Here is a 15,892-nt window from a genome sequence, read left to right on the forward strand (position 1 = left end):
GCCGCATCATGCTTCGGAGAACTCGAGCCATGATCGAATTTGGGATGTCATGAGGCCTCGCCTGAAAGGCCTCCTGCTCTTATGCGCTGGGGGTCATCAATCGCAGAAAGGCGTCCGACCTGAGTTTGGTCGACACCCAGAGTGTCGCAGGCGCTGCACACGATGCAGGCATGTAAGACTGCCGAGTCGACATGCTGCCGACGTGGTAGCCGTCGTTAAACATCGACGTGCCCGATTCTTGAGCCCCGTATGTGCGCGTTAGGAGTCGAACGGGTAGGGCACTTTCGTTGCGCTATCAACATCTCCCGCGGAGACCGCTGAGGAAGATCGAACTTCCGCGGCGCGCCACGGGGTAGCATAGAGCTACGACGGGCTGGTCACCAGAACGTTGTTCGCCGGATGCCCCGCCTCGCGGGGCTTTCGTGCTTAAGGGCGCCAGACCCAGACATGGGCGACCGCCGGCTCGATCGCTGCCCATAACCGCTCCGCGGAGCGACGTGCGCGAGCGTCTCCTTCGGGGTGGCCATCCAGCCGGTGGTACAGGTAGGCGACCAGGTCTGCTGCCTGGATGCCAGGGGTGCCTCGCGACGCTCGGAAGCTCAGCGGCAGCTCGATTCCGGTGAGCGTCGACGAGGCATAGCCTGGCGTACCGACGTCGCGGAATCGGCGAACGAGTGTGTGCAGGGCGGTCTGATCGGGGAGTTCATCGGCGACGACGGTCAGCCACGTGCCTCGGGCAACAGCATGGTCGCTGAGCTCTTCGAGGATGTGCTGCAGGACGATCTCGTGCGGCCGGCGCGGATACCGGTACCGCGCGTGTAACCGTGCGACGTCCAATCCTCGGACGAAGACCTCGACGGGAACCTCGACGAGCAGCTCGAGCGCCCGACGGTAGATGGTCGCGACCGCTCGATGACGACCTCGAAGCGGAGACCACGCGCCTTTGCCCGCCGTCATCTCGTGTGCGTGCAGTTCGAGTTCACGGGGGAGACCGAACGCCTCGGCAATGCCCGCCGCGCGCACGATCGCCTCTCGGAGCCGGTCCTCGTGCTCCGCATCGATGACCACGGCAGCGATGTAGTAGTAGTCACGCGTGTAGGACTCATCGAGGTACGCGATCAGCATGTGCTGTCTGTCTGTCGATCAGGACAGTCAGCGAGATAGCCGTCTGCCCGTCTGTGCGTCTTTTCGTCTGTCATGACGGATTGCGGTTGAGGCGGTCGCGAATCGCCTCGTCGAGGAAGTCGACGATGCTGATGTCGTGGATCGCGAGGTAGCGGTCGAGGTCGTCCCGGAGGGAGATCTCGATCTTCGAGGAGAACGGCTCCATCCGGCGGCGATTGCGCGGCCGACCCGGTCCCAGGCGGCGGGAGGCGAGATCATCCGTCATGCCGCCGGGCCGACCGGCGGGCGAAGTCAGCGCTGTGAGGTCATCGACCGTCGGCGCCTTCCTCAGCGCTGGGCGACGGTCATCCGCGCTCATGCTGCCACTCCGTGCAGCACCTCAGTGAGTGCAGCGAATCGCTCGGTCAGGACCAGCGCGCCGGGAGTCGTCAACGAGCTAAGTGGCCGCCGACGGCTCTCCGCATCTTGCGTCGCCGTGCGTTCTGGCAGGAACGGGCGGAGCAGGACTTCGCCGTAGGTGGCCTCGAGCTCCTCCAGGCGGTAGCGGTGCTCTGAGGTCAGTCGGGGTGTGACTCGGTTGACGACGATGCCGGCGAATCGCAGGGAGGGGTTCAAGTGTGGGAGCGCCCGAACCTTTGCCACCGTCTCGAGGTACTGTCCGACGCCGGTGAGGCCGAAGGCGGTGGGGTCAGTGACGACGATGGTGCTGTCCGCCCAGAGCAGCGCGTTGAGCGTGAGTCGTCCGAGCGCCGGTGGCGTGTCTATCAGGACGTCGTCGTAGGCGTCGAGCTGCGCGCTTCCCCAGGCGGACGTCTTGAGCCGCAACTCAGGCGTCAGGAGCGACTCCGACTCAATTCGCGCGAGATCCGGGGACCCGGCGATGAGGTCGACGTTTTTCCAGTCGGTCGGAGCCGCTGCTGCGCCGAGCGTTCCTGCGTCGCCCGCGTAGAGGACATCGAAGACGGTGTACTCACCGCGTCTCCCGAGTACGGTTGTCGCGTCGGACTGCGGGTCGAGGTCGATGACGAGGACCTTTCGCCCCTCTTGGGTGAGGGCGTCTGCTCGACCCAGGAGGACAGTTGTCTTACCGACACCGCCCTTGCGGGAGCCGATGGCTTCTATCTGAGGCATGCGTTGACGTCCATTCGTACGGTTTGTCGGAAGGGTGGATGGTGTGACGGGCGGCCGTCCATCAATACGTCATGACGTATTGACCGGATGAGCCGCCGCCCTCGAATGCGGCGAACGTGTCAGCCTGCGCCGAGCTGTGTTTGCCGGACGTGGATCAAGCCGTCGAGGGCGGCATCGTCTGAGTCGTATCTGCCTGCCGGGAGCGCGAGGAGTGCGCCACTGCAGAACGTCAGCACGAGGAACGCGAGGTATCGAGGCTGAACAGGGCGACCGGGAGCTTCGCGCATGGGCTCCTCGTGGACGTGTTCGTGAATCCGCTCGACGTGGTCGAGGTTGATCCACTGCCACTCGGCCGCTGTCTCGGATGGCAGCCCGGTGTCGTCGAAGGTGGTGAGCATCATGCGGGTGAAGCGAGTCATTCGGTGTCCTGTCCGTCGTTGCTTCGAACGTAGGGACGGCGACACCGGCCGCGGGGTGACAAGCGTCGGACTGTGGATAACTTCTGCGCTGAGACCGATGTGGATCGCGTCAGCTCATCGCCGGACCGTTCCGGCCCCGGCTAGCGCGGCGAGCGAGTTGCTCGGCCTCGCGGCGCTTCTCCGCTTCCACGGCCAGCTGGAGTGCGCGTGCACGGGTCATCCCGACTGGGGTGACCTTCCCGCGCTTGTACGGTCCGGTCGTCGGCGTGGGTCGCATTGCGGGGTCGATCCGTGAGCGGGACTCGAAGATCTTCCGGCGTTCTTCGGCCGTCGGGCGGCCTGGCTCCGGATGGAGGAGCCTCCACAGTTGTTCGCCACCACGTCGCTCCTGGTAGAGCGCCTCCAGCCGGCCAGGGCTTGCCCGACTCAACGCGGAGAAGAAGCTCCTGGCACGCTGCTCCGCGAGTCGCTGTTCCGCCGGCGTTGTCTCGTGGAGTCGGGGCGGCGGGAGTAGTACCCGCGTCGGCAGCGACACGTAGTTCCGCTTGGCGTCCTCGCGGTAGAGGCCGAGCAACGACTGGGTGCGCTGTTTCGCGAGGGCCTTCTCCCTCCCGTACCCGAGCCCGCGCGCTTCGCGGATGTGCTCGCGGGCGATCCAGTCGCGAGACTCCCACAGCACGAAGCTGAGCTTGACGTCGTAAGCGCCCTCATTCAGCAGCGCCTGCAGGCGCTCGGGGCTTGCCTTCTTTAGCCCTTTGAAGAACGCCCTAGCCTCGGCCTGGTAGTCGAGGGTCTTGGGAGCCGCGACGAGCATCAGGGGACCGTTCCATCTCGGTCGGCGCGGCCGATGCGCGCGCGGAGCTCAGGTCCTTCCGACATGGTGCGGCTCGCCGTTTCCAGGTGTCCGTTCGCGCAGCCCTCGGGCTTGTAGTGGCGAAGGCGGGAGCGGAAGTACTCGAATCGCTCGTGCCAGCCGAGGGGACCGTGTCCGCCGCTGTCGGCTTCGTCGAACGACACCTCCCAGCTGCTGAAGAGCGCGGAGAGTTCCTCCACGATGCCGTCGTGGAGATACCAGCAGTCCGGGATGAGCCGGGCCGGGATCGTGTACCGGGTGCAGATCCAGGAGACCCATTCCGCGAGCAATCGCCAGACCTCTGGCTCGCGTTCGTCCGGCAAGGACCGCCAGTTGACGACACCGAAGTACTCGGACTCGGGTAGTGCCGGCCAGGTGTCGAATCCATCGCCGGCCTCGTCCGCGTCGTCCAGCGCGAACGGAGCCCGGAATTCACGCTCCGCTGCCTGCCGCCATCCGCCAATCTCAGCCATGCGTCTTCCGCCGGGCTTCGGACTGCTCGGTGAAGACCTGCCGCTGGGCTGCCTCCGTCGCTCGCTTGCCCGCGACGATCTCGCGAGCGTCGCGTCGTGTGGTCCATCCCTCGACGTCGAGGAGGACACCCCGTCGGTTCCGGTAACTCAGCAGGCCCATGCCTTCAGGAAGCCGGCGGAGTTCATCGACCGTCAGTACCGGCTCGAGCTGTCGCTGTTCGGAGCGGGTCGTGCCCGTCTCGCTGCGGCTGACGGACCCACGGTTCACCTGTCGTTGGCCGAGCATGCTCGACACGTCCTGCAGGTGCTTGATGTTGGACGACCCGCCGAGCATGAGCTTGGCGATGGCGGAGTTCCAGATCGTGTCCGCCTCGCTCTCCGACCAGGCGGACTTCGCCTGCGACAGCGACTGGAGCACGACCATCGTCGAGATCCCGATACCGCCACCATCCGAGAGGATCGTCGGCAGCTGCGGCCAGGCGAACATGTTCGCGATCTCGTCGAGGATCAGCCCGAGCGGAGGATCGAGACGGTTCCCGGGCGAGGCCAGAGCCTTGCGGCGAGCGGTCTCGACGATGTCGTCCAGTACCGCGCCGAGGAACCCACCGACCGCTCCCGCACCGGTCTTGGTGCCGATCAGATAGATCGTGTTCGAGCCGGCGAGAAACTCGTCGACATCGAGCGCCTCGTCGCGTCCCGGGTTCATCGCGTCGAACACGGACGGGATCGCGAGCGGTCGCAGGGCCTCGGCGACACCGAACCACTTCGATCCCAGTAGCTTCGCATCACCCTCGATCACATCCGCGAGGCCCATCGCCCACCCAGGCGCACCAGAGTCAGCGAGCACATCAACTGCACGCCCCGCCAACACCGGACTCATACCCCAGTCACGGAGCGCTGTCGTGCCACCGCCGCTGAGCGCTGCTGCATGCAGCAGAGCGGCCAGCAGCGTCCCCGAGGCGCCGGCCCACTCTTGGTTGGTGGAGGAGCGTCCAAGTGCACTGCCTGCGATGATCGTCCGGGCTCGTTGCTCGGCGACGAGTGGGTCAGCGCAGCCGGTCACCGGTGAGATCCGGAGGGCGGAGCGAACGCCCGAGAGCTGTTGCGGGTCGAAGACCGTAACGGTTCCGTGTTTCGCGCGGTGAGCCATCGTCGCGGCGAGGTTGTCGTTCCGGGTGGAGGTCGTGACCAGCGGGCCGTTCCAGTCGAGGATGGCGGAGATGATGACCCGCCAGCCTTTGCCGGAGCGGGGTGGGCCGTCGAGGAGGAGGGAGTCTTCGATCGAGACGTAGACGTCGAGGCCGCGCGAGGTGCCGATCCGCCAGCCCACATCATCGGCGGTGGGATCCGCGAGCGTCGGACGAAGGGTTCCCGCCCTTCGACGGAGCGCCCGCTCGGAGACCTGTCGCCGCACCTCGCTGCGTCCGGCCAATCCGTTGCGCCGCAGGAGCTGCGACCGGAACCAGCGGTCGGATTCACGGAACGACAACCATCCGGCAAGGCACAGCGCGGCGACGATCGTGAGCAGGACCACTATGCCGATGACCGTCCAACGGGCGCCATCAGTGGAGACGATGCAGCCCCCACCAGGTGTTGCGGGAACCGAACCGCTGGCGACCAGCAGCCCAGCTGCGGCGAACGGACCGAGTCCAGCCGACAGCTCTCCGCAGGTCAGCAGCACGAAGACCATCACCACGGCGCCGGCGATGCCGATTGCGGTCGCCGCGATGGCGATGATGCCGAGGAGAACGAGCACGAGTCGGTCGGTCATCGGGGTGCTGCTCCGGGCCCGTCTGTGCGGAAGACAGCCAGTTCGCCAGGTGTGCAGTCGTTGCGGACCTTGGCTACCCGCTCCGGTCCGATCTGCCAGAAGCCTTCGCCACGGCGGAGTTTGCGGACAAGCTCGGTCTGCGTCCGGTTCCATCCGAGGACCTGCGAACTGCGCTCGAGTTCGCCGGTGTGCTGCGCGTAGTTGACGCGGGTGTCGCAGTCCGCCAGGAGCCCGAGGGCTTGAGCATGCAAGGCGGACCCGCGATCGCCAAGCGCGTCAAAGTCGTTGATGCGGTGGATGAGGTAGCAGTTCGACCGCCTCTTGTGACGAGCGGTCTTCTCGTCGCTCACTCGTCCGACGAGATTGCCGCCGCCCGCGACCTCGTTGAGCAGGGCGACGGCTGCCTCCTCGTGCACGATCAGCCGCGCCTGGCCAGGACCGGCCGGGGTGCCACGCTCGATCCAATCGGTCGTCGCCAGGCGGAGAAGTGCTTTCGTCTCCGCACTCGCGCGCAGGAGCCCCGAGGTGTCGACGGTCAGCATCGGTGTGCTCGCATCGAAGGCAACCGTTGAGGGGCGGTCCATCAGGTCGGCGAGATCGCCGACCGTGACGCGACGAAGGGTGTGGGCGAGCATCTGGCCGCCCGCGCCGATCTCCTCGGCGATGTGGGACTCAGGGTGACGCAGCGCTTCCCACACCATCGGCACCAGCGCGGTCGAGCTCGACCGGTGCACCTGCTCAAGCGCGAGATCGATAGCCGTGTGCTCGATCTCGCTGAGCTCCGTCGTGTTCCGGAGGATGGCGACCATGGCGCGGACCTTGGCCCGCTGGAACTGCAGGACTTCCTGCGTCCAATCGGCATCGCTCACGTCAGCGCGGCGGGGTCCCGGATCGAGTGGGTTGATCCGCGCGGCCTGACCAGGGCCCAGGCGCATCGTTACACCTCCGACGTAGGTGGCGACGCGCGTCCACTCGCCGTTCGGATCGTGCGGCACCGCGACCTTCCGGCCTAGCCGACACAGGCGAGTGCTGAGTGCCTTCGCGAGCACGGACTTGCCGCTGCCCTTCACCCCGAAGATCGCCATTGAATGCGAGCGAATGACACCCGCGGCGTAGGACTCCCACGGGTCGAAGCAGAACGTGGACCGAGACAGCAGGTTCGGACCGATGTATGCGCCGGCCATCGGTTCGCCGCTCTCGGCAAGGAAGGGCAGCGCGGCACCGAGGGTGCGTGAGGAGGCGCGGTGGACCGGCGCGACGACACCCGGCCGCGCACGGAGGTTGTGCGGTGCTTTCCAGCCGCCGGCAGGCATCGAACTCGCCGGAAGCGCGTCCTCGGCGATTGCATCGCGCCATGCGCTCACACGCGACACAGATCCGGATCGACGCCGGCTCATCGTTTGCCCACCGGAGTCGGGAGTGCGGTCGACATGAACGCCGCGGCCTGTTGGAAGTACATCGCAGCGAGCGTGACCCGGGCCGGCTGCGCTGCCTGCAGGATGGAGGCCGATGCGCGGGTGAGGCCGTCGATGTCGGCGGCCGAGACGGTCACGAACCCGCGGAACTCCATGTCGGTGAACCCGTCGACGATGTCATCCTCGCGTTCGCCGAGATCCTCGTATTCGCGATCCTGCTCACGGGTGGTGATCATCCCGCGTCGCTGGCGCAAGCCTCGTGCGACCTCGAGGTCGACCTTCGCTCGCCCCACCTGACTCAGAGCCTTGTGGGTCGGTACCGGCCGCAAGCTGAGGGTGAGTACCCGCGTCGCGTCGCCTGAATAGAGCAACTTGTCTAGGAACCCCACGCTGATTTCGGAGCGGGGCCACTCGGCGATCCAGTACGTGCGGTGGACCGAACCATCGATCTGCACGTGATCCCAGCGCTCCTCGATGCCCATCACCGGAGCGAGTCGGTTCGGGCCGTCACTCCGCGACTCTGCTGCAAAGCTCGTCGGGTTCATGGCGAGTGCGAGCATCTCGTCGATCGCTTCTGTGTCGAGCCAGTTCCGGAGCTCGACGCCGATGACTTCGAGCGAGTCACGCATCTGCTCGACAAGATCGGTCACGATGGCAGCGATGCCGACGAGGCCACCGCCAGAGTGCTTGATCGCCGACCGGAGCGAGCGCAGGTCGCAGGAGACGGTCACCGTGTTGGTGAACTGCATCGATCGATCGGCACCCGCGGTGATCAGCGTGTCGTACTCCGCTCGGACCGCTGGGCTGACGGTCGACGGAGCGGTTCGATCGCGTTCCGCTGCGTAGCGTGCGAGCTCGTCGGCGGGTTTGGCGTCGACCCGGATACGCGCCGTCGCATCGACCAGCCCAGGGACCGCCTCGAGCCCGCTCATCCATCCGACGAAGCCGTCGTAAGCCGCCTGCTGGACGCCTTCGTCGAGCAGCGGCCAGGCGGAGCTCAGGACGTCGACCGAGAACGAGACGAGCGATCGTTTCGGGTCGAGGATGAATCCGCCCCGACCCGGGACTTGAACGAAGCGCAGCGATCCGTGCGCGCCGGGGAGGCGATGGCGATGGATCTCGCGTGGGCCTTCAGCCCCGCGCCGCTTCGTTCCGATGTTCAAGGGTTCGTCCTTTCGTGAGTCCCACACGTCGCGCCTGAAGCTCGTCTGGAGGCGATGCCGCCGAGAGGCGTACGTGAGCACACGCCAGATGAGCGCGAGACCGGACTCGCGATGCCAGGTCCAGCTGCCGACGGCGATCGAGAGCGCTGCCGGCCAGATCCCGATGCGCCAGTAGACGCCCCAGTCGATCAGGAGCCACACGACGGAGGCCGAGGCCGTGGCGCAGATGACGGTGAGTTGGGGCCAGCTCAGACCGAGGAACGCGCCGCGCCGCTCGCGCTGTGCGAAGCGGACGCGGGGCAACGCTGGCGAGTTGGTCACTTCGCGAGAATCCGAGCGAGGACGCGCATGGCGTTCTGGGCCTTGCCTGAGACGTGCGGCCGGGGCTGCAGGGAGTTGCGGACCTCGTCGCCGGCGAATGACACCAGGCGGACTGCCCACAGGGGAGCGAAGGCGGCAGCGAAGACGACGCCGGCGGCGACGATCACGACGCCGAGGTCGGTGGCGTCCGTGACCAGTTGGATCGAGAGGACAAGGATCGCCGCCGCCAACGGTTCGGCGATGACGAGGCCGATCGTCAGGTTTGCCCACCTCGTCGCCCAGACAGCGAATTTCGGCTGCCCGATCATCATGAGGCCGATCGGTGCCGTCGCGGCGAGGGCGACGAGGGAGAAGGAGCGGATCGACATCGAGACGTAGAGGAAGAGCGCGGCCAGCGCCATGATGGCGAGGATGAGGAAGACCACCGTGTACTGGCCGATGACCGCGTTCGGGGCGAGCTTGGCGGTGGTGATGGCCTGAGCGATCGCGCCATCGTCGGTCGGGACGGCGACGTCAGCGACCATGCGGTATCCGAACATGCGCAGCAGTGCGTTACCGAGGCTCTGGTCCTGGACGGTTGCGACAAGTGCGTCGGTCGTCTCGCCGCCGTAGGTCACAAACTGTCTCATCACGTACACCGCGGCGACGCTGGACGGCACCGCGACGACCAGGCCGACGGCGACCTGCGCGATCCGCCGGCCGTCTCGCATGATCGCCGCGGGTGCGAGCTGGAAGCAGGCGACGATTGAGATGACGAGCCCCATCGTCGCGACCCAGAACCAGAACTGTCCGTCGGCAATGGTCCAGCTGGACTCGCCGGGACGGCTGCCGATGAAGGCATTTGCAAGCATGTCGGTCATGAAGTCGCCGAGGCCGATGATGCCGCCGCCGATGAAGCGTGCTGCAGACTCCTGAGCCAGACAAGGGATGTCGGCGGGCCCGCAGCCGAACTGGGGCACGCCGAAGTCGTCAGTCCGGAAGTGACTCATACGATCTGCAGCCCGATGCCGAAGTTGATGAGTGCGGTGGTGCCAGCCGCGATTGCGGCAGCGGCGACTGAGCAGAGAACCCCCGCGATCCCGACGGACTTCAGTGCTCCGTTCTTGATGAGCCAACCGAGCGCGATGCAGGCGGCAGCGAGGAGCACCCCGATGCCGCAGAGGATGAGGACGACGAAGAGGATGTTGCCCGCAAGGTCCTGGATGGCTTTCGATCCAGGACCAGCCTTCGGCGTGATGTCGGGGATCGTCTTCAGGAGAAGCCCGCCGGCGTCCGTGGTCCACAGGGACGTGATGACGAATTCACCCACGGTCTTCACTCCGCGTGGACCGGGACGGAGAGGGTCAGCGGGTCACGCTGCGAGGGAACATCGACGACGAGATCCAGCGTGGACACACCGAACGGCACGTAGTAGGCGAGTGCGAAGCTCGTGCTCAGGTGGTTCGGCAGAGACCAGTCACGACCGCGCCCCTGCGCGCCGGCCGGTCCCCACGGGACGCCGGCATCGGCCGCGAAGTCCGGTCCTTCGTTAGTGTCTAGTTCGGCCGCGTCGCCGAGGCCGGCCCAGCTCGTCTCCCGAACGGTGAGGCCGGTGAGGTCGAGTTCGCCGAAGGGGACGAATCCGTCGAGCGAAACCTGGATGACGATCACGAAGCTGCCGGACGGAAAGCGGTCCGTTCCGCCGGGCTGGCGGAGTAGGCCGGAGCCCTGGGTCGTCACGTAGCTGCCGAGTTCGTAGACGGCGACGCCGAGGTCGGAGGTGGCCGCCCGGGCGACTGGCTCTAGATCCGGAGCATCGGGGGAGAGGTCTGTTCGGTCTGTGGATGAGGCTGTGGACTGGGGTGCAGCGCCGGCATCGACACACCCGGTCAGAGTGATGGCCCCGATGGCAAGCAGTCCTACAAGCAGCGGTCGCCGCATCGATCCTCCCGAGAATTCGCGAGGACGTGCGCGTCCTCGATCGCTCTTGTAGTGACGCGGGGAGACCAGCGGACCTAGTTGCGGCGGCGGTAGGGAGTGAGGTCTAAGGAAGTACTGAATGACGCCTGGGCAGTGCGCTGGCACCGAGCGACGTGTCTGATGTAGAGCGTCGCGTTCGCGGCAGCAGCAGCCCATATGAGGGCGAGAACCAACGCGCGTGTCGCGGGATCCTGATGCGCGTCGTGCAGCAGAACCGCGGTTCCGAACAACGAGACGACGACCTGGCTGATGACCCAGCCGCCCCAACGGCTGAGGATCACCACGACGAGCACGATCGCAAGGAACGGGAGCGGGAGCAGGAACATCCAGCCGCGCAGCTTCATCGGTTCGCCCAGGTCATGCAGTCGACGCTAGGCGCGGGAGCGGCCCCGCCTCGGGCGAGGATGGGCGTCTGTGGATAACTTCCCGGCTACTTGGACGCTGATCGATTCCGGCCCAGGCCAAGCTCGACGCCGAGATCCCGGTAACGCTCGGATACAACGTGCTCGAGGACGACGTACTCGTACCGGTGCCGTTTGCCGTCAGGTTCCTGGATCGGGTGTGCCTCGATAACTCCCAGTTCACGCAGCCTTTCCAGGTGGTCCTGCACCGTGACCCGGTTTACCTCGACGAGCTCGGCGATCCGTCCTCGCGTGAGTGGCCCCTCTGTTAGCAGTCTTGCGAGGATCGCGAAGTTCACCGGTTCACCGAGGGTCGCGAGCGCACTCCGCGCATCGTCGGAGAGCTTGGGGCGAGCGACGCGGGGCATGGGGTCATTGTGCACGGTCTGCGCAAGTGGCAGGATTTGCGAACGGCAAAACCATCCTTAAAAAGATTGCGAGGCAGCATGGTCGCCTGGATCCACATGGTCGGACGCGTCATCGGGTCGACGCTCGTTACGGAAACCGACCGAGAAGCCGTTGCTTCGTTCATCATTGCTGACGAGCAGTCTGCGCTCGACGAAGCTGGTCGAACCACCGCCACCCTGCTCCCGTGGTGTCAAGTTGTTTGCACCGGTGCCGCATTGGTGAGTTACGCGCGCTCGCTTGCTCCAGGAGACGAGATGACCGTCCGTGGCGAGCTCATGATTCAGAAGCAAGGTGCTCTGACCGACACCTCGGACGCCGTGCTCGTGTCCGTGCTCGCCGAGTCAATGCATGTGACGAGCGGACGGGCCATCACCTAAGGTCCGAGACCTGGTCGACGCGGGGTGAATTGGCGTCATAGTGAGCATGAGCGAAAGGGCCGAGGGAGACGACCAGCATCTCAAATTCAACCGCGCCACCGCCCCAGACGAAGTCATTGCTAGGTAGCTCGCTGGATCGCGCAATGCTGTCAGCTAGCGCGTCTGCACAAGCTGATGCTACGCGCGCCGCATATTGACCTTCAACAAGCCGTGTTTACGCACGGGTGAAACGGAACTGACCTTGCCGTTCTGCCTGAGCCAATCGACCAACTGACGGAAATGCTCGCGCGCGGGGACTAAGACCGGACTGTGGCCGGGTTTGGTCAGAGCTACTAGTGGGCCCCCGCCTAAGAGCAATACCGACCGAACATTGTCCGGCCTCCGTACCTCCAGACGAATTGACAGCAGCCGGACGATTTCATCATCGGTCATGCCGAAGCCCATCATCAATCGCAGGGAGGGTGATTGCAGGTACCAGCCTCGCCGTAATGCAAGCTGAATCAACATCTTTCCAGCATCGGCATGAACGGACTCGAGTGCTGAACCTGAGGAAAGAATGGCTTTCGCGATTCTCAGAGCTGGACCAGGGGAGCCAGCGTCGGTTTCCACCATGGCCGTGTGTGCTATTGCGAGGTGATCATCGTCGGAAAGTTCGACTTCTTCGATGAAGTCAACGATTCTGGTGCTCGTGAGCAAAAACGCCAGTCTCGCGGCTGAAGCGGCAGGGTGATATGAGTTAAGGCTCTCCGGTTCATCACTGATGATGCCCTCGCGGAGCATCATCGGCCACAGGTCACCCTCCGTGACTCGTATCTCACTAACGTCTAGAGCGAGCCCTGCACATAGTCCTCTCACAGCCTTAATCTGCTGGTCGTCGTCGAGGGAGTCGGACGCGATGACCGATCTAGCGGCATCCAACTTGCGATCGTCACTCACCTGTCCGAAGAGTGCTACCTCTGCCGCGTCCTCAAGCAGCTCAGGTACGGAGGCAAACGCCCCTGCTTCCACGAGCAGGACGAGGTTGACGACATTGGCGGCGACCCTGCCGGACCGCACGGCCGCAGGTATCGCCCCAGGCTCGAGGTCGGTAAGGTCATCGATTCTCACAGACTCCTCAGCAAGCGACAGTGTGCGTTCCAATTTGTCAGGCCAGCGCTCCTGAACAAGATTGGCAATACGGATGACATCGCTGGAGCTGTGAACGGTAACCATAGAACCGGCTGATTCGCTCACGGTGGTGAGGTACCTCGGTAGATCCTCCAGCACGCGATCTGCGACCTGCCGACTCTGACGGAGGATTTCATCCAAGGCGCCATTGTCAGCCCCCGACAGGAAAGCAATGTTGTCGAAGTTCAGTTCCCACGCAGCGTGATCCACGACCGGACTGTAGTAGATATCCGAAAGCGCGCGAACATCAGGAATCTCCACGTTCATCTGAGCGAGTACTGCACAGACGCTGGCGGCCACACTCGTCAATGAGGAATTCGTGAGCACTTGCAAGTCTGAGACCGATGAACGGAGTGCCTCGCGGGTCGACTCGGAGGACACATAAGTCACAGACGGTGACGCACCCTCGAGGGCGGCTGAGAATAGCTCCAATTTGAGATCTTGTGCCATCGTGAGGGATTGGAGTAGATCGAATACCCGTGGGAAGGTGTGCGCGAGAGAACGAACGAAATCCGCTCTGTGCCCGCCGCCCGCCAGATAGGCGCCGACGAATGCCTCGTCAATAGGCGAGTCCTCGCCCAGCGATTCTAAGATCCCAGCGATTCTAGGATCGGAAGTATCTAGCATGTGGTCAACGAGAGAAAGATTGTATAGCGATCTGTCGCTAAAGGCGAGAGCTCCTGCCTTTTCGAGGAGTTCCTGGAGGTCATCCGTCGGATCAAAGACGAAAGTAAAGTCTGGTGACTTGCGCTGTACGTGCTGAATGAGGTAGTTCATCGCGGTTGCTGACAAGCGAGTGTCTAAAAACTCTGAACCGTACAGAAGGTAGTTCTGGTCGATGTACCCGAGACGCAGAAGATCAAAAGCAAGATCAGTGGCGAGCAATGCACGCGCGTACTTTTCTAATGTGTAGTCACCCTCGGTAATGCCCGGTGCTTGAAGTGCCTCTGGACCGTAGCTTACCGTGAATGTTAGCGGCTGTTCAAATAGATCCGACATGCTCAGCTCTGCAAAGACAGTGCGCGCAAATTGCGCAGCGCGAATTTGACGCTCAATGTCCTCGCGGCTCGAAGTCACCCACCGAGGGAGATCGATGCCCCCGTCGATTTGGCGATTGACGTCAGAATACGTAAACGCGGCAACCGTAGGCGTATTGTAGCGACGATATACGACCTCCAGATCCCATTCGTGGTCAACCCATTCTTGCCAGAACTGAGGCGTCCCGAACTTAGTCTCGTCGATGACCTCTCCGTTCATCCGGTAGGAGGCGGGAACGAAGTCGAACTGATCGAGACGTTCCCGGATCATCGTTGTCAACTCAGACTGAATTCGACTCAAACGCGATTGCTGGGTGACTTGCGTCTCCAATTGAGCGCGTAGTTGACTGACAAGGCCATCGTTTCGCTCGATTGACTGACGAACAATCTCCCTACTCGCCTTGTAAATCAAGTCGATGGAGCTGGCGGCGATGCGAAGTTTCTCGTAGTCGGCCAGGTGGGTATTTTTGTAGACCATCATGGCGAATAATCGGTCCAGGTCTAACCCTTGGATCCCTCTGCCGCCGAGAATCTTCGGCTCAAACACCATGAGTTCATTATTGATATTCTTGATCAGTCTCATGTCCGTCACGTGGGTGGCCACAATTTCGATCAAGGCTGGGGAAACCGCGGAGTGACGATCGGCCAGTGTGCTCGTGATATGACTAGCGGCGCTTCGGTACGTAATAAACGGAACGATCGGTATGATCACGTCGAAGAACTTTGTGCGGTTGACGACGTCCTGTGAGAGCGTGCCATTGGCAGCGTCGGTTGAACCGCTCGCCGTGCTGAAAATGCTGTCTTTGATGGCATAAATGAAACGAACTTGGTGTTTCTTTCGTAGCTGCTTCGAGGCGTTCAGGATTCCATTAAGTTCACGCAGGGTCTCGAAAATATGGGGGTTGTGAAATCGATCGAGATCTTCGAAGATCACAACTGATCGCCCAGTGCGCTCGAAGAAATAGATAATCTCGTCGAGATACTCATCGAAGTAATTCGACGATGTCGCCGATAAAGATATGGAGGCGACGCCCGTTTCGACCTGGGCCAGGGAGAATCTGTCGAACAGGTAGACCTGGAGGATCATGGATGCTCCGAAGCTACCGAGGAATAGTGCGCCGTATGTGAGTGATTCCGCGAAGTCCGTATCAGGCCACAATGCCACGATTCGCGCAAGCAAGTTTGTGATATAGGAACCGGCGGTGACCGCGATCGAAGTGATCGTCGCCAAGGTTATGGTCAGCCCCCACCTTATAGGCGCGATTCGGTGGAACCGTGATCCTCGCATGCGACGGGGTTTTTCGAGGTAGAGAAGCTGTTTGACAATCTCTTTCTGGATAATGTTGGTTCGAGAAATCGCGGGCGTGGACGTGCTGGATGACGTTTCGTGCCTCTGTGTAAGCGTGTCCTCGCCCAGGGCTAGAAGAGAGATAACCACCGTGCTCTTTGGGTATATCTCGCGCACGCGTTGCAATATGCTACTTTTGCCAGCTCCATAGCTGCCGGTGAGTGCAATGTTGAGGGGCGCGGCGCTTGATTTGCTCTTGAGTTCGCGGAGGAGAATTTCAACATAGGTGTCGTGAAATGCTGAGTCGTATGCTGGTCGTAGTGACCTCAGCGGACTGGGGGCAGGTGTCTGACTGCGCAGGACAGTTCTCAAGAGCGACCAGAGTTGGCTCGGGAGGCGCGCAACGGTCTGGACCATGGGACCGACGTGTATAGGCACCCGAGAAGCATATCCGCGCTGGGGCTAGTCGGTGCCGATCGACGCCGAATTTCAGTGTCGAGTTTGTCATGCTTCCCGTTTCGATTCCGGGTTTCGTCCGCGTCACCGTCGGGTCTTCGGGTCTTCGGGCCTGCGAGCATGCGACA

General features: G+C 63.3%; 16 protein-coding genes. 1 reads left to right on the forward strand and 15 read right to left on the reverse strand.

The window, feature by feature from the left end; genetic code table 11:
- Positions 1 to 426: 426 nt before the first annotated feature.
- The 14 genes from ACQG07_RS10375 to ACQG07_RS10440 all read right to left on the reverse strand — a co-directional run bounded on the left by ACQG07_RS10375 (position 427) and on the right by ACQG07_RS10440 (position 11,399).
- Complete coding sequence (locus ACQG07_RS10375; RefSeq protein ID WP_426738229.1) at positions 427 to 1,125, reverse strand: DUF3800 domain-containing protein; 699 nt, start codon at positions 1,123 to 1,125, stop codon at positions 427 to 429.
- A 70-nt stretch (positions 1,126 to 1,195) separates the two neighbouring features.
- Positions 1,196 to 1,483 (reverse strand): hypothetical protein, encoded by a 288-nt coding sequence (locus tag ACQG07_RS10380; protein WP_138944935.1) that lies wholly within the window; start codon positions 1,481 to 1,483, stop codon positions 1,196 to 1,198.
- Positions 1,480 to 2,256, reverse strand: a complete 777-nt coding sequence (locus ACQG07_RS10385) for a ParA family protein (RefSeq protein ID WP_426738230.1) — start codon at positions 2,254 to 2,256, stop codon at positions 1,480 to 1,482. Before ACQG07_RS10385 ends, ACQG07_RS10380 begins: the two co-directional genes overlap by 4 nt.
- A gap of 119 nt (positions 2,257 to 2,375) precedes the next feature.
- A complete protein-coding gene (locus tag ACQG07_RS10390; RefSeq protein WP_426738231.1) occupies positions 2,376 to 2,675 on the reverse strand; it encodes a hypothetical protein in 300 nt (99 codons plus the stop codon).
- A 109-nt stretch (positions 2,676 to 2,784) separates the two neighbouring features.
- Positions 2,785 to 3,489, reverse strand: a complete 705-nt coding sequence (locus tag ACQG07_RS10395; protein ID WP_426738232.1) for a hypothetical protein — start codon at positions 3,487 to 3,489, stop codon at positions 2,785 to 2,787.
- On the reverse strand, positions 3,489 to 4,001 hold the full coding sequence (locus ACQG07_RS10400; RefSeq protein WP_426738233.1) for a hypothetical protein: 513 nt from the start codon (positions 3,999 to 4,001) through the stop codon (positions 3,489 to 3,491). The genes ACQG07_RS10395 and ACQG07_RS10400 overlap by 1 nt, the downstream gene beginning before the upstream one ends.
- Entirely contained in the window at positions 3,994 to 5,772 is a 1,779-nt protein-coding gene (locus ACQG07_RS10405; protein WP_426738234.1) for a type IV secretory system conjugative DNA transfer family protein, read from the reverse strand. The genes ACQG07_RS10400 and ACQG07_RS10405 overlap by 8 nt, the downstream gene beginning before the upstream one ends.
- Positions 5,769 to 7,136, reverse strand: a complete 1,368-nt coding sequence (locus ACQG07_RS10410) for a helicase HerA domain-containing protein (protein WP_426738235.1) — start codon at positions 7,134 to 7,136, stop codon at positions 5,769 to 5,771. Before ACQG07_RS10410 ends, ACQG07_RS10405 begins: the two co-directional genes overlap by 4 nt.
- Before the next feature lie 29 nt (positions 7,137 to 7,165).
- A complete protein-coding gene (locus ACQG07_RS10415) occupies positions 7,166 to 8,671 on the reverse strand; it encodes an SCO6880 family protein (RefSeq protein WP_426738236.1) in 1,506 nt (501 codons plus the stop codon).
- The gene (locus tag ACQG07_RS10420; RefSeq protein WP_426738237.1) at positions 8,668 to 9,660 is read right to left on the reverse strand and encodes a hypothetical protein; all 993 of its coding nucleotides are present in this window, start codon (positions 9,658 to 9,660) and stop codon (positions 8,668 to 8,670) included. Before ACQG07_RS10420 ends, ACQG07_RS10415 begins: the two co-directional genes overlap by 4 nt.
- Positions 9,657 to 9,980 (reverse strand): hypothetical protein, encoded by a 324-nt coding sequence (locus tag ACQG07_RS10425; RefSeq protein ID WP_426738238.1) that lies wholly within the window; start codon positions 9,978 to 9,980, stop codon positions 9,657 to 9,659. The genes ACQG07_RS10420 and ACQG07_RS10425 overlap by 4 nt, the downstream gene beginning before the upstream one ends.
- A gap of 5 nt (positions 9,981 to 9,985) precedes the next feature.
- Positions 9,986 to 10,390, reverse strand: coding sequence for a hypothetical protein (locus tag ACQG07_RS10430; RefSeq protein WP_426738239.1), 405 nt, complete (start codon positions 10,388 to 10,390; stop codon positions 9,986 to 9,988).
- Positions 10,391 to 10,665: 275 nt separating this feature from the next.
- Positions 10,666 to 10,974: a hypothetical protein gene (locus ACQG07_RS10435; protein ID WP_426738240.1), complete on the reverse strand. Its 309-nt coding sequence runs from the start codon at positions 10,972 to 10,974 to the stop codon at positions 10,666 to 10,668.
- Positions 10,975 to 11,060: 86 nt separating this feature from the next.
- Positions 11,061 to 11,399: a winged helix-turn-helix domain-containing protein gene (locus ACQG07_RS10440; protein WP_426738241.1), complete on the reverse strand. Its 339-nt coding sequence runs from the start codon at positions 11,397 to 11,399 to the stop codon at positions 11,061 to 11,063.
- Positions 11,400 to 11,477: 78 nt separating this feature from the next.
- Between ACQG07_RS10440 and ACQG07_RS10445 the strand changes: the two genes are divergently transcribed.
- Entirely contained in the window at positions 11,478 to 11,816 is a 339-nt protein-coding gene (locus ACQG07_RS10445) for a hypothetical protein (protein WP_426738242.1), read from the forward strand.
- A 177-nt stretch (positions 11,817 to 11,993) separates the two neighbouring features.
- On the opposite strand, the gene ACQG07_RS10450 is transcribed toward ACQG07_RS10445, so the two are convergent.
- A complete protein-coding gene (locus ACQG07_RS10450) occupies positions 11,994 to 15,725 on the reverse strand; it encodes a hypothetical protein (RefSeq protein ID WP_426738243.1) in 3,732 nt (1,243 codons plus the stop codon).
- Positions 15,726 to 15,892: the final 167 nt, after the last annotated feature.

Origin of the sequence: Plantibacter sp. 2H11-2 (genome assembly GCF_050031945.1) — a bacterium.
In the GTDB taxonomy this organism is placed as follows: domain Bacteria; phylum Actinomycetota; class Actinomycetes; order Actinomycetales; family Microbacteriaceae; genus Plantibacter; species Plantibacter auratus.

Coding starts and splice junctions, on each gene's coding strand:
- ACQG07_RS10435 (WP_426738240.1), bottom strand. CDS start 10,974: ATGAAGCTGCGCGGCTGGATGTTCCTGCTCCCGCTCCCGTTCCTTGCG.
- ACQG07_RS10395 (WP_426738232.1), bottom strand. CDS start 3,489: ATGCTCGTCGCGGCTCCCAAGACCCTCGACTACCAGGCCGAGGCTAGG.
- ACQG07_RS10385 (WP_426738230.1), bottom strand. CDS start 2,256: ATGCCTCAGATAGAAGCCATCGGCTCCCGCAAGGGCGGTGTCGGTAAG.
- ACQG07_RS10400 (WP_426738233.1), bottom strand. CDS start 4,001: ATGGCTGAGATTGGCGGATGGCGGCAGGCAGCGGAGCGTGAATTCCGG.
- ACQG07_RS10450 (WP_426738243.1), bottom strand. CDS start 15,725: ATGGTCCAGACCGTTGCGCGCCTCCCGAGCCAACTCTGGTCGCTCTTG.
- ACQG07_RS10440 (WP_426738241.1), bottom strand. CDS start 11,399: ATGCCCCGCGTCGCTCGCCCCAAGCTCTCCGACGATGCGCGGAGTGCG.
- ACQG07_RS10405 (WP_426738234.1), bottom strand. CDS start 5,772: ATGACCGACCGACTCGTGCTCGTTCTCCTCGGCATCATCGCCATCGCG.
- ACQG07_RS10380 (WP_138944935.1), bottom strand. CDS start 1,483: ATGAGCGCGGATGACCGTCGCCCAGCGCTGAGGAAGGCGCCGACGGTC.
- ACQG07_RS10375 (WP_426738229.1), bottom strand. CDS start 1,125: ATGCTGATCGCGTACCTCGATGAGTCCTACACGCGTGACTACTACTAC.
- ACQG07_RS10445 (WP_426738242.1), top strand. CDS start 11,478: ATGGTCGCCTGGATCCACATGGTCGGACGCGTCATCGGGTCGACGCTC.
- ACQG07_RS10420 (WP_426738237.1), bottom strand. CDS start 9,660: ATGAGTCACTTCCGGACTGACGACTTCGGCGTGCCCCAGTTCGGCTGC.
- ACQG07_RS10390 (WP_426738231.1), bottom strand. CDS start 2,675: ATGACTCGCTTCACCCGCATGATGCTCACCACCTTCGACGACACCGGG.